Source organism: Sphingopyxis sp. JAI128 (assembly GCF_014207235.1).
Classification (GTDB): Bacteria; Pseudomonadota; Alphaproteobacteria; order Sphingomonadales; family Sphingomonadaceae; genus Sphingopyxis.
In genome coordinates this window covers 37,812-51,173 of record NZ_JACHDA010000004.1, presented here as the reverse complement: position 1 = coordinate 51,173, position 13,362 = coordinate 37,812, and the positions used below count along the sequence as shown (strand labels likewise).

Here is a 13,362-nt window from a genome sequence, read left to right as displayed (position 1 = left end):
TTTGCAGTATATGGATTGGGACAAGCTGCAATATTTCCTGTTCGTCGCGCGCCACGGCACGCTCGCGCGCGCCGGCGCGGCGCTGCATGTCGACGCCACGACGGTGAGCCGTCGGATCAGCGCACTCGAATCCGCGCTCCAGCAGACCTTGTTCGAACGCGCACCGACGGGTTTCGTTCTGACCGCGGCGGGCCGGGCGCTCGTTCCGCACGCCGAAGCGATGGCGGCGGCGGCGGCGCGCATCCATACGGCGTCCGAAGGCGGGTCCGCGCTGTCCGGCCAGCTCCGCGTCAGCGTGTCCGAAGGCTTCGGCAACAGTTTTATCGCGCCGCGGCTCGGCAAGTTCGTCGCGGCGCACCCCGAACTCGAGATCGATCTTGTCGCCTCGTCGGGGTTCCTCAATCCTTCACGGCGCGAGGCCGACATGGCGGTGCTGCTCGCGCGGCCGCGCAAGGGTCCGCTGATCACGCGCAAGCTGTCCGACTATAGCCTTGGCCTCTATGCCCCCGCCGACCGGTCCGACTGGCAGCATGCGGTCGCCGCCGCACCGCTGTCGCGCGCGGGCATCCCGGTGATCGGCTATATGCCCGACATCCTCTATGCCCCCGAACTCGATTATCTGGGCGAGATCGAACCCGGCCTCCGCGCCAACGTCCGCTCGTCCTCGATCCTCGCGCAGCGGCGGATGATCGCGGGGGGCGCGGGGGTCGGCGTGCTCCCCTGCTTCCTCGCGAGCGGCGATCCGGGGCTGGTCCGCGTACGGCCCGACCAGATCATCGCGCGCGCTTTCTGGCTCGCGCTCCACCGCGACGTCGCACCGCAACCGCGCATCCGGGCGTTTATCGAATGGCTGGACGGCGAGGTAAGGGAGAGCCGGGGATTGCTGGTGCCGGCCTAGGCCGGACGCCACGCCGAGGCGACCAGCCCGCCGTCGCCGAAAATCCGCTCGATCGCGTAAGGGCCTGCTGCTGCGGCCCGCAGCTTGTCGGCGAGCGGATCGTCGACCGGCTGGTCGCTCCGCAGGAAGGCGATCCATGCCGCGATCGCGGCTTCGATCGACGGACAATGTTGTCCGCGTTCCTGATGCCAGGCCAATGTTTCGAGCCAGCGCTGCGGGATTTTCTGACTGCCGTCCATCGCGATCTGGATCAGCCGGTGATGGAGCGCGGGGTTGGCGAAGCGGTCGAGCAGCGCATCGGCATAGGCCGACAGATCCTGCCCCGGCGCGGCGTCGATCGTCGGCGCGGCTTCAGCGCGCATCAGCCGTTCGATGACCGGACGGATAGCGGGATCGGCGATCGCCTGATGAACATAGTCGTGCCCCTTTCCAAGACCGATATAGGCAAGCGCCGAATGCGCCCCGTTGAGCATGCGCAGCTTTGCGGTTTCATAGGGGGCGACGTCGGCAACAAGTTCGGCGCCGACCTTTTCCCAGCGCGGGCGCGGCCCGGCGAAATCATTCTCGATCACCCATTGGCTGAACGCTTCGGTGACCACCGCGCCGTCGTCGCGCGCGCCGAGCGCCGTCTCGACCGCCGCCCGGTCGGTCTCGGTCGTGGCCGGGACGATGCGGTCGATCATCGTCGCGGGGCAGCGGCATTCGCTGTCGAACCAGGGGGCGAGGTCGGGATATTCGGCGGCAAGATATTGGCGCATCAGCGCCTTCAGCGCTGCACCATTGCCCGCGAGATTGTCGCAGCTGAGCAAGGTCAGCCCCGGCAAGCCCGCCGCCTTGCGCGCAGCCAGTCCCGCGCCGACGAAACGGTACAGGCTCGACGCGCCCTTCGCCGCGCCAAGGTCGAGCGCGCCGTCCGGACCGCGCAAATAGCCTTTCTCGGTCACCGTGAAGCCGACGATATGCGTCGTCGGCGCGGCGATGGCGTCGATGACCGCCTGGGGGTGGTCGGCCGCGACGAGCACCCGCTGTACTGCACCGACCAGACGCAACCCGGCCCCGCCCGCGCTGCGCGTGCTTACCGAGTACAACCCGTCCTGCGGGTTCAGCTGCGCGGCGACATCGCCCGAGCGCAGCGACACGCCGACGATGCCCCAGTCCCGGTCGCCCGCGCTCATCGCGTCGTCGGTGTAGACCGCCTGATGCGCGCGATGAAAGGCGCCGATGCCGATATGGACGATGCCCGCCGCTTGCGCGGCGCGGTCGTATCCCGGAGTCGGCACCGATGGCGGGATTGGCGTTTCGCTTGCAAGCCTCACAGCTTGTAGGCCGCTTTCGCGAGATGATAGCTGAGGTCGGTCGCCAGATCGGCGGCCTCCCATTCCTCCATCCGGTGCTCGGCGACCAACTGCGCGAGAAAACCGCAGTCGATACGGCGCGCGACGTCGTGGCGTGCGGGGATCGAGAGGAAGGCGCGGGTGTCGTCGTTGAAGCCGACTGTGTTGTAGAAGCCCGCGGTCTCGGTGACCTGGCTGCGAAACCGCCGCATCCCCTCGGGGCTGTCGTGGAACCACCAGGCGGGGCCGAGCTTCAATGCCGGATAATGGCCCGCAAGCGGCGCGAGTTCGCGCGCATAGCTCGTCTCGTCCAATGTAAAGAGAATGATCGTCAGCCCCGCCGCGTTACCATATTTGCCGAGGAGCGGGCGCAGCGCGTGGACATAGTCGGTCGCCGTCGGGATATCGGCGCCCTTGTCGCGGCCATAACGATCGAACAGCCAGGGGTTGTGATTGCGGAACGCGCCGGGATGGATCTGCATCACCAGCCCATCGTCGAGGCTCATTCCTGCCATCACGGTCAGCATATGCGCGCGGAACAGCTCGGCGTCGGCGGCGCTGACATCGGCGCCCGTAACCCGGCCGAACAACGCGTCGGCCTCGGCGTCCGACAGGTCGGCGGTCGCCGCGCTCGGGTGGCCGTGGTCGGTCGAGGTCGCGCCCATTTCCGCGAAGAAGGCCCGGCGATTGCGATGCGCGGCAAGGTAGCCGGCGTAGCCGAACGCATCCTCGCCCGACAGTTCGGAGAAACGCCGCAGATTGTCGCGAAACCCTTCGAACTCGGGATCGACGACCGGGTCGGGGCGGTAGGCGGTGACGACGCGTCCGTCCCATTCGCCGCTTTCGTTCGCCGCGCGGATCGCGGCATGATGGCCGAGCGTGTCGAGCGGGCTTTCGGTCGTCGCGATCACCTCGATCCCGAAACGGTCGAACAGCGCGCGCGGGCGGAAGGCATCGGTCGCGAGCGCCTCGGTAATGCGGTCGTAATAGAGGTCCGAGGTCTCGGCCGAGAATTGCACGTCGAAGCCGAACGCCTCGGCGAACACCCAGTCCATCCACATGCGCGACGGGGTGCCGCGGAAGAGATGGTAATTTTCCGCAAAGATCCGCCAGCTTTCGCGCGGGTCGGCGTCGCGGTTCCGAATACCCAGCGCGTCGAGCTCGATCCCCTGCGAATAGAGCATCCGGAACACATAATGGTCGGGATGCAGCAACAGCTCCGCCGCATTGCCGAAGGGCGCATTGCCCGCGAACCACGCCGGATCGGTATGCCCGTGCGGGCTGACGATCGGCAGATCCGCCACCTCGCTGTAAAGCCGGCGCGCAATGTCGCGCTGCACCGGATCGGACGGAAAGAGGCGGTCGGGGGAGAGATGCAACGGACGCGGCATAGGCTATTTCGGGCTTTCAACGGTGACCGGCGCGAGACGCGGGCTGAGGATGTGAACCGCCAGCACGGCGAGGAAATAGACGGTCGTGCAGGCGGCGAAGATGAGCGTGTAATTTCCGCCCGTCGCGTCGAGCACGAGGCCCGTCGATTTTGCCATGATCATGCCGCCGACGCCGCCCATGAAGCCGCCGAGCCCAATCACCGAGCCGACCGCGCGTTTGGGGAACATGTCGGGCGGGATCGACAGGATCGTCGACGAGAAGGCCTGATGTCCCGCCAGCGCGATGCCGATCAGCACGACCGCAAGCCACATATTCGCAAGACCGGTGACGAACAGCAGCGGCAGCACGCACAGGCCCGAACCGATCATCGTGACCTTGCGCGCGAAATTGACGCTGTGCCCCGACTGGATCAGCTTCGACGACACCCAGCCGCCGAGGATGCTGCCGGCGTCGGAGAGCAAGTACATGATGATCATCGGCAGCAGCACGATCTTGAGGTCGACGTCATAGGTCGAGGCGAAATATTTGGGTAGCCAGAAGAGCATCAGGAACCACACCGGGTCGGTCAGGAATTTGGCCACCGCAAAGGCCCATGCCTCGCGCCTGGTGACGATCTCGCCCCAGCCGATGCGCTCGATCTGTTCGGGCGGATCATGCTCGATCCATGCCAGTTCGGCGTCGCTGACCTTTCCGCTTTCGCGGGGGTTGCTGTACAGCCAGAGCCAGAGGAGCAGGAGCAGGACGCCGAAGGCGCCGGTGTAGATGAACGTTTCGCGCCAGTCGAAGCCGAGCACGCGCATGCACAGCGCAACCGTCGGCGCCGTCAGGATGACGCCGATCGTCGTCGCGCTGTTGACCCAGCCGATCGCGTAGGAGCGTTCCTTTTGCGGGAACCATTCGCTCGACGCACGGACGACCGAAGGGAAATGCCCCGCCTCGCCGACGCCGAGGATGACGCGCGCGAGCATGAAGGAGATGACCGACGAGGCGAAACCATGCGCGACATGGCCGATCGTCCAGATGGCGATGGCAATTCCGTAGCCGATCTTGGGACCGAAGCGGTCGATCAGCCAACCCATGAGCAAAAAGCCCAGCGCATAGGCGAACTGGAAGGCGGTGACGATGTTGCCATAGTCGTTCTCGGTCCATTTGAGCTCGTCGCCGAGCGTCGGCGCGAGCAGCCCGAGCATGGTGCGGTCGATATAATTGATCGTCGTCGCCGCGAACAGCACCGCAACGATCAGCCAGCGATAGCGACCCGCTCTGGGCACCGGCGGTGCCGCCCCTCCGCCCGCGAATGCCTGTGCCATAATCCTCTCCCGTATTTGCTTTAGTAGCTTTTGATCGAGCAGCCGACGCGGATTTTTCCGTCGAACAACGCCTCGGCCCGCTGGCCGGGCCCGATTTCGTGAATGCCGGTGATCGCGCCCGCCGACACCCAGGTGCCCGGCGGGATGGCGATATCGCGCGCGCGCAATATGCCGATCAGGAAGAGCGCCGATCCGAAGGGGCCGTCGAGCATGGCCTCCATCGTCGCCGCGCCGACGGTTTCGCCGTCGATCGCCATCTCGACCGGCATATGGATCAGGTCGGCGCGCTGCCAGCCGGGAATCGGCGGGCCGAGGACGAGCCCCTTGTTATTGCCATAATCCGAGGCGGTGACTGCGGGGCCGTGGCGGTTGATTCCGGGAAAGGGCGAACTTGCGATCTCGATGCCCGTGCGGACGTCGGCGATGCACGCGCGCACATTGTCGATGTCGTAATCGCGCGTGCCGACCTCGCCGAAGCAGAGCAGCACCTCGGCCTCGGCCGCGGCAAAGCCGTCGGCATAGACCGGCATCACCGGCTGCGCCGCGCCATTGACGATTTCGTCGGCGAAAATCGGGCCGGTCAGGCGATTGCCGCCATAAATATCGACGAGGTCGGGAGCGATTCGCCCGACTTTCCATCCGCCGATGCGGCGGCCGTCATAGGCGATCGCCTTGTCCTGGATCGCATAGGCCTCTGCCATCGTCTGCGGCATCGCGCCGGGATAGGCGGTAAGCGGTGTCTTTGTCGCACGCGCGTCGATCAATGCGCGCGCCACATATTCCTGATCGCTTGTCGCCAACATCTTTTCTTGTTTCCCTCTTCCCCGACAGCGTGTAAGAGACACCGGTGTCAAAGGCAAGCGAATATCAGATCCGCGACCATCTCCGCCCATTCTCGCAGGATGAAAGGCCATGACCGGCGATCGCGGCGGCGATGCGATCCGCATCCACCAGGCCGACAATGTCGCAACCGCGGTTGTCGATATCGCGGCGGGCGATACGCCGTTCGCCCGTTCCGGCGTTCGTGCCGCTACGGCGCTGGGGCGCGGCCACAAGATCGCGCTCGCGCCGATCGCGCGCGGCGCGGCGGTGGTCAAATATGGCTTCCCGATCGGCGTCGCGACTGCCGACATCGCGCCCGGCGACCATGTTCACAGCCATAATCTCGCGACCGCGCTCACCGGTGGCGGCGATTATCGCTACGCGCCGGCCGATTGCGACGCCGGGCCGGAGGCACACCCCGCGAGAGGCTTTCGCGGATATGTCCGCGCCGACGGCCGCGTCGGGACGCGCAACGAGATCTGGATCCTGCCGACCGTCGGCTGCGTCGGCAATCTCGCCGCGCGTGTCGCGCGGATCGCGGGCGAGCGTCACAAGGGACGCGTCGATGGCGTCCACGCCTTCAAGCACCCGTTCGGTTGCTCGCAGCTTGGCGACGACCTTGACCATACACGCGCGCTGCTCGCGGCGCTCGCGCAGCATCCCAATGCCGGCGGCATTCTGATCGTCGGGCTGGGGTGTGAAAGCAACCAGCTCGGCGCGCTGCTCGAACTGATCCCCGCCGAACGCCGCGCATCTGTCCGTACCCTGTCGGCGCAGGCGGTCGAGGATGACGAGGCCGCCTGCCTTGCGCTGGTCGACGAGCTGATCGCGGGCTGTGCCGACGCGCCGCGCCGCGACGTGCCGCTGTCGAAGCTCGTCCTCGGCGTGAAGTGCGGGGGGTCGGACGGCCTCTCGGGGCTGACCGCCAACCCGCTGGTCGGGCGCATGGCCGATGCCGTCGCGGCGGCGGGCGGCAAGGTGGTGCTAACCGAAATCCCCGAAATTTTCGGCGCCGAACAATTGTTGATGGATCGCGCCGTGTCGCGCGCCGTGTTCGACGATACCGTCGCGCTGGTTCGCGATTTCAAACAATATTTCATCCGTCACGGCGAGCCGGTGAGCGAGAATCCGTCGCCGGGGAATATCGCGGGCGGGATCACGACGCTCGAGGAAAAATCGCTCGGCGCGGTGCAAAAGGGCGGAAAGGTGCCGCTCGTCGATGTCCGGCGCTACGGCGGTGAAGCCACGCTGCCGGGCCTGACCTTGCTGGAGGCGCCCGGCAACGATGCCGTCTCCTCGACCGCGCTGGCCGCGGCAGGCGCGACGATCATCCTGTTCACCACCGGCCGCGGCACGCCGCTGGGCTTTCCGGCGCCGACGCTGAAAATTGCGTCGAACAGTGCGCTGGCGGAGCGCAAGACAGGATGGATCGATTTCGATGCCGGGGCGGTTCTCGACGCGGGATTCGACAGCGCGGCGGACGCGCTGCTCGACCTGATCGCCGCCACCGCCTCGGGCGCACCGACGAAGGCCGAGGCCAATGAGGAACGCGATATCGCGATCTGGAAATCGGGCGTGACGCTCTAGGCTCGGGACGGCCGAGCGCCTTAGGCGGATCACCGACAGGCTCGCGGGGCGCCGATGGCTCGAGGCCATCGTCCGGCGGGCGCACGCGGTCTCCGCCGTCCGCGTGGCCGGGGCCGATATGGGTCGGCAGCTCCAGATCGACGGGATCGCTCCATCGCCCCTCGATCCCGTCGGTCCAGATCGCCCGGGCGCGTTCAGCCGGCGGTGGACCGTGACGACAGCGCCGCGCGCCGACGCCGCCGCGCGTGCGGCCGCAAGGTCCCCCGCGCCAGCCTATCGCCGGACATCGAGCCCCCCGCGATGCAAGGCATCGATATCGGCCTGCCCGAAACGGCTCGCATCGCCCGGGAGCGAATGTTTGAGACAGGTCAGTGCCAGGCCCGTTTCGGCCATCGCCCTGGCGTCGCCGCCCGCGAGATGCGCGTGGAGCACCCCGGCGGCAAAGGCATCGCCCGCGCCGATCCGGTCGACGATGCCGGTGACGTCGATCTCGGCAGTCTGGTGGCAGGTATCGCGAAGGTCGACGCGCGCCGCGATGCGGTGATGATCGGCGGTGACGGTGTGCCGCGCGGTCGAGGCGATGAGCCGGAGGCCCGGGAAAGCGGCGAAACCCGCCTCGGCTGCCTCGCGCCGCCGGTCTTCGCCGTCGCCGCTGAACGCTTTCCCCAACACCAGCGACAGGTCGCGGTGGTTGCCGAACAGGATATCGGCACTGCCGATCAAGTCCGCCAGGACCGCGCGCGGGTCGCTGTCCCACGCGTCCCACAGCATCGCGCGATAATTGCCGTCGAAGCTGACCGGCACCCCGAGCCGCTTCGCCGCGCGCGCTGCGGCAAGCGCCGCTTCGGCCGAACGCGGACCGAGCGCGGGCGTAATGCCGGAGAGGTGCAGCAGGCCGGCGCCCGCGAGCAGCCGGGCGAAATCATAATCCTGCGGGCCCGTCGCCGCGAAGCTCGACCCCGCCCGGTCATAGACGATCTCCGACGCGCGAAGCCCGGAACCAACACTGAGGAAATAGAGGCCCATACGCCCGGGTCCGCGCGCCACCGCCGCGCAGTCGACTCCCGCCCCGCGCACCGCCGCCACCGCCCCGCGGCCCAGCGCATTGTCCGGAACGCAGCCGATCATCGCGCAATCATGGCCCAGATGCGCGAGTCCGATCGCGACATTTGCCTCGGCACCGCCGACGTGGAGCGACAGCGCCGGCGACTGCATCAGCAGCTCGTTGTCCGGCGCGGTCAGGCGGATCAGCAGTTCGCCGAAAAAGACAAGGCGGCCTTCGGTCATCTCACTCTCTGCTCACCCTCTGTCGCGCAGGGCGATCCGTTATGTCACCGCGCCAGCCAGCCGCCGTCGACGGCAAGGATATGGCCCTGCACATAGTCCGACGCCGATGAAGCGAGGAAGACCGCGGCGCCGCCGATATCGGCCGGATCGCCCCAACGGCCCGCCGGGATGCGCTCCATGATCTGGCGGTTGCGCGTCTCGTCCGATTGCAGCGCGGCGGTGTTGTTTGTCGCGATATAACCGGGCGCGATCGCATTGACCTGCACGCCCTTCGCCGCCCATTCGTTCGCGAGCAGCTTGGTGAGCCCGCCGACCCCCGATTTCGACGCCGTATAGCTCGGCACGCGAATACCGCCCTGAAAGGTCAGCATCGAGGCGATGTTGATGATCTTGCCCGACCCGCGCGCGATCATGTGACGCCCCACGCTCTGGCAGAGGAAGAAGAGCGTCTTCAAATTGGTGTCCATCACCGCGTCCCAATCTTCCTCGGTGAAGTCGACCGCATCGGCGCGGCGGATGATGCCGGCATTGTTGACGAGGATGTCGATGCGGCCGAACTCGGCGAGCACCGCATCGACGAGCGGCTGCACCGCGCCGACGCCCGACAGGTCGGCGGCGAAATTTTCGGCGCGCCGTCCGAGCCCGCGGACCCTGCCGACGGTCTCGTCGGCTGCCGAGCGGCCCGCCGCGGCGACATCGGCCCCCGCTTCGGCGAGCGCGACCGCGATCCCCTGTCCGATGCCGGTGTTGGCGCCGGTGACCAGCGCGACTTTTCCTGTGAGATCGAACATCGTCATCCTCTTACCCTTCGCCCTGCCGGATTTGATCCGGCCTCCCATTTCCGCCATGTCGTCTGGACCCCGGATCAAGTCCGGGGTGACGATAAGTGGATTACGACAGCTGGCAGATGTCGAGGACGTTCATGTCGGTATAATCCTGATTTTCGCCCGCCATAGCCCAGATGAAGGCATAGGATTTGGTGCCCGCGCCCATGTGGATCGACCAGGGCGGGCTGATCACCGCTTCCTCATTCTGCATGACGATATGGCGCGTCGCTTCGCCTTCGCCCATGAAATGCATGACGCGGTCGGTGTCGATATTGTCGAGCTCGAAATAGAAATAAATCTCGCTGCGGCGTTCGTGGATGTGCGGGGGCATGGTGTTCCACACGCTGCCTTCCTTGAGCACGGTGAGCCCCATGACGAGCTGCGCGCTGTCGCACACGCCCGGGATGACGAGCTGGTAGATCGTGCGTTCGTTCGATTCGGCGAGGCTGCCGCGGTCGAGCGCATTCGCATCGGCGATGCCGAGCTTGCGCGTCGCGAACGCCTTGTGCGCCGGGCACGACGCCAGATAATAGCGCGCCCCCTCGCCCGCGAACTCGACGTCCTTCGCGCCCATCGTCACATAGAGGCAGTCCTTGTTCCCGAGCGTGAAGCGCTCGCCGTCGACGGTCACGGTGCCTTCGATGCCCGAGACGTTGACGATCGCCAGTTCGCGGCGTTCGAGGAAAGGGTGTCCCGCGGCCGACGGCGGCTCGGCCTGCACCGGCAGCTTGACCGGCGCGTTGCCGACGGCGACGCCGCCGATCACGAACCGGTCGGCGTGCGTGTAGTTGAGGACGCACTCGCCGGTACGGAACAGGTTCTGGATCAGGTAGCGATCGCGCAGTTCGGCGTTCGATACATCGTCCATCATCGCGGGATGGGTGGCGTAATAGGTCTTGGAAAACATAGGGCATCCTCGCTCGATATTTCTGGCTTGCTGCCCTGCTAGATTTGCTGGTAACCGGTGTCAAGAGATGTTGGCACCCCCGTCGGGCAGTTGATTTTAACCGATCGAGCGCCCATCAGCATGGAAAGCGCAAGCCCGGCCGAGGGCTTGCAGGGGAAAGACGGAATATGGCGGCACAGGACAAGGGGCCGAGTAGGGGGCCGGGCAGGGGGCCAGGGGGCAAGCAGCCGACGATCAACGACGTGGCGGCGCTGGCGGGAGTTTCGAAAAAGACCGTCAGCCGGGTCATCAACCGGTCCGAATTTCTGACCGAGAAAACGCGCGCGACGGTCGAAAAGGCAATCGAACAGCTTGGCTTCGTCCCCAATCCGCAGGCGCGCGCGCTCGCCTTTCGCCGCAACTTCCTGATCGCGCTGCTGCACGACAACCCCAACGCGCAGACGGTGCTCAACTTCCAGCGCGGCGTGCTCGACGCGATCAAGGACAGCGACCTCGCGCTGCTCGTTCGCCCGGTCGATCGCGGGTCGGACAAGCTGCTCGACGATGTCCGCACCTTCCTCGAAAAACAGCGCCCGATCGGCGCGATGCTGTTGCCGCCGCTTTCGGAGAATGACGATCTCGCCGCGCTCTGCGAGGATCTTGGCGTGCGCTATGTCCGCATCGGCTCCGCGCGGATGGACGATGCGAAACATTGCATCTCGTCGAACGACCGCGAGGTGGTCGCCGAAGCGGTGCGCGGGCTCGTCGCGCTGGGCCACCGCCGCATCGGCTTCGTGCGCGGTCCCGCCGGCTTCCGCTCGGCAGCCGAACGCGAGGAGGGATTCCGCGCAGCGCTCGCCGAGGCCGGGCTCGACCTTCCCGCCGAATTTTTCGCGCGGGGCAATTATCGCTACACCGCCGGGATCGAGGCGGGCGAAGCGCTGCTTTCGCTGTCCACGCCGCCGACCGCCGTCTTCTGCTCGAACGACGAGATGGCGGCGGGGGTGATGAGCGTCGCGCATGGCAAGGGCATCAAGGTGCCCGGCGAACTGTCGATCATCGGTTTCGACGACAGCCCGACCGCGACGCATATCTGGCCCGCGCTCAGCACGGTGCGCTGGCCGATTCGCGAGATGGCCATCCGCGCCGCACAGATGCTGGTCCCCGATTTTCTGGATCCCGGCGCCAAGGCGGCGGGCGACGAAAGCAATGTCCTCGCCTCGACCTTCGTCGCGCGCCAGTCGGTCGCGCCGCCGCCCGGACGCTAAGCCTCAGCGCCGCCGGCGGGCGAGTTGATAGTCGTAAAGCGAGGGCACCGCGGCGACCGCCTGCCCCGTCCACTCGATATAGGGCGCGGGATCGTAGCTGACCGTGATCTTGCGGTTCGCGTGCAGCCCGACGATCCGCTCGCCAGGGCCCTCGAGCCCGCTGGTGATCGCGACCGTCGCATCGGCGGGCACGCTCGCCGGCATCACGAGCTTCGCGTTCCACAGCATATTGTAGAGCCCGTGCCCGGGTTTCCAGTAAGGCGCGCCGCCGCCGACCCACAGCTGGTAATGCCAGCCGTCCTTGCCCCGCCTGGGGTCGATATGCATCTCGATCTGATCGAACAGATTCTGGTGGTTCGACCCGCTGTGCTGGTCGATGATCGCGTCCTTGTCGACGACCGCACGCAGGAACACCGATCGCGTCGAGCGCGTGTTGATGCTGACCGGATGGACGACGGGATTTTCGACCTTCAGATCCTTGACCAGCACATTGTGGACCGCGCCGACATGCACCGAATAATGCGCGCGGCGGTCGCCCGTCGTCCTGATGCCGGCGATCGTCAGGCTGGCCGCATTGTCGGTCAATATGCCGCTGTCCGCCCGGTCGATCGTCAGATCCCGGATCCAGCCGTCGAACACGCCGGTCATGTAGATGCCGTTGTAACCCTGTTCGAGGTGATGGCCGAACGCCGGCGCCTCGGGGAATTGCAGCCGCAGCTTCTGGATCCCGACATTCGTCAGATGCCGCCAGTCGGCGACCACCGCGGGCTGGTCGGCGCGGACGTCGTGGAGCAGGGGATCGCCGAGCGTCACCGTCTTGCCCCGGATCGCCACGACGCGCGTTGCCTGCGCGACCACCGGCCGGTCCGGGAAGGTCCAGTGGTGCGATCCGATCGGCAGGTCGGTGTCGCCATAGAGCGACTTCAATATCTGGCTGTTCGGTCCGTCGACCGAAAACCACTGAAGCTGCACGACCTCGCCGACCTTGAGCTTCGCCGCATCGTCGACCGTCAACGTCCGGCCGAACTGCCGGCCCGAGACACCGGCCGCGAGCACCGGGTCGCGGACATCCTTCGCCCCGTCATACGAGACCGGGCGGCTGCCCTCGGGCGCGACATAGATCATCCCGCCCGCCCAGGTATATTCGGTGAAAAGATAGTCGATATTATGCTCGGGCTCGATCTGCTGCTTCTTTTCGCGCACGAGATAGTCGCGCAGCTCGTCATAATCGTGGCTCTTGTCGACGAGCTTCAGCGGGCGCGGAAACCAGAGCTCGCTGCCGCCCGGCCCGTCGCCCGCGCCGTCGAGAATGATGTCGCTGCGCGTGATGCGCAGCACCTCGGTGATCTGCGTACGTCCCTTCGGAAAACGCAGCGTCACCTTGCCCTTCACCGCGTTGGCGGCGGCAAGCGCGCGGAGCACCGCTTTGCTATCGTCGAGCCCGTCGTCGGGGATCGCGCCATGGTCGGTGACCTCGATCACCGTGCCCGCATCGGCGGGAAGCGGTGCAAGGCCGAAGCCATAGCCCGCATAACTGAAATCGGGCAGCGGGTTCGCCGCCGCCGTCGCCGGGTCCGACAGAATTTTGGGCAATTTGGCCGGCTGCGCCTGAACCGGCAAAATCAGCGCCGCGCCCAGCGCCAGAACCGAAACGAGGCGCGCGCGCCGATCAACCGAAACCTTCACCCGTCATACTCCCTGCGCCCGGTGGCATGGCGGCGCGACCAGCAAAAGGCCGTGCGCCACCATGC

The 13,362-nt window shown here is 66.6% G+C and carries 11 protein-coding genes; 3 read left to right on the top strand and 8 right to left on the bottom strand.

What is annotated here, in order from left to right; all coding sequences use genetic code 11:
* The first annotated feature begins 10 nt into the window (after positions 1–10).
* On the top strand, positions 11–898 hold the full coding sequence (locus tag HDC35_RS11010; RefSeq protein ID WP_184647362.1) for a LysR family transcriptional regulator: 888 nt from the start codon (positions 11–13) through the stop codon (positions 896–898).
* Here HDC35_RS11010 and HDC35_RS11005 read toward each other — a convergent pair.
* The 4 genes from HDC35_RS11005 to HDC35_RS10990 are packed head-to-tail and all read right to left on the bottom strand — an operon-like array spanning position 895 to position 5,737.
* Positions 895–2,214, bottom strand: coding sequence for a mannitol dehydrogenase family protein (locus tag HDC35_RS11005; RefSeq protein WP_311770757.1), 1,320 nt, complete (start codon positions 2,212–2,214; stop codon positions 895–897). The genes HDC35_RS11010 and HDC35_RS11005 overlap by 4 nt on opposite strands.
* Complete coding sequence (gene uxaC / locus HDC35_RS11000) at positions 2,211–3,623, bottom strand: glucuronate isomerase (protein ID WP_184646667.1); 1,413 nt, start codon at positions 3,621–3,623, stop codon at positions 2,211–2,213. Before uxaC ends, HDC35_RS11005 begins: the two co-directional genes overlap by 4 nt.
* A gap of 3 nt (positions 3,624–3,626) precedes the next feature.
* Complete coding sequence (locus tag HDC35_RS10995) at positions 3,627–4,934, bottom strand: MFS transporter (RefSeq protein ID WP_184646665.1); 1,308 nt, start codon at positions 4,932–4,934, stop codon at positions 3,627–3,629.
* 20 nt (positions 4,935–4,954) lie between these two features.
* Positions 4,955–5,737, bottom strand: coding sequence for a 2-keto-4-pentenoate hydratase (locus HDC35_RS10990; protein WP_184646663.1), 783 nt, complete (start codon positions 5,735–5,737; stop codon positions 4,955–4,957).
* A gap of 109 nt (positions 5,738–5,846) precedes the next feature.
* Between HDC35_RS10990 and HDC35_RS10985 the strand changes: the two genes are divergently transcribed.
* The gene (locus HDC35_RS10985) at positions 5,847–7,343 is read left to right on the top strand and encodes a UxaA family hydrolase (RefSeq protein WP_184646661.1); all 1,497 of its coding nucleotides are present in this window, start codon (positions 5,847–5,849) and stop codon (positions 7,341–7,343) included.
* A gap of 273 nt (positions 7,344–7,616) precedes the next feature.
* Here HDC35_RS10985 and HDC35_RS10980 read toward each other — a convergent pair whose 3' ends face one another.
* From HDC35_RS10980 to kduI, 3 genes are all read right to left on the bottom strand, one after another.
* On the bottom strand, positions 7,617–8,630 hold the full coding sequence (locus tag HDC35_RS10980) for a sugar kinase (RefSeq protein WP_184646659.1): 1,014 nt from the start codon (positions 8,628–8,630) through the stop codon (positions 7,617–7,619).
* 44 nt (positions 8,631–8,674) lie between these two features.
* Entirely contained in the window at positions 8,675–9,427 is a 753-nt protein-coding gene (gene kduD / locus HDC35_RS10975; protein WP_184646657.1) for a 2-dehydro-3-deoxy-D-gluconate 5-dehydrogenase KduD, read from the bottom strand.
* Positions 9,428–9,521: 94 nt separating this feature from the next.
* Positions 9,522–10,364, bottom strand: coding sequence for a 5-dehydro-4-deoxy-D-glucuronate isomerase (gene kduI, locus HDC35_RS10970; protein ID WP_184646655.1), 843 nt, complete (start codon positions 10,362–10,364; stop codon positions 9,522–9,524).
* A 167-nt stretch (positions 10,365–10,531) separates the two neighbouring features.
* Here kduI and HDC35_RS10965 point away from each other — a divergent pair, with 167 nt between their 5' ends.
* A complete protein-coding gene (locus HDC35_RS10965) occupies positions 10,532–11,611 on the top strand; it encodes a LacI family DNA-binding transcriptional regulator (RefSeq protein WP_184646653.1) in 1,080 nt (359 codons plus the stop codon).
* 3 nt (positions 11,612–11,614) lie between these two features.
* On the opposite strand, the gene HDC35_RS10960 is transcribed toward HDC35_RS10965, so the two are convergent.
* Positions 11,615–13,297, bottom strand: coding sequence for a hypothetical protein (locus HDC35_RS10960; RefSeq protein WP_184646651.1), 1,683 nt, complete (start codon positions 13,295–13,297; stop codon positions 11,615–11,617).
* Positions 13,298–13,362 lie beyond the last annotated feature (65 nt).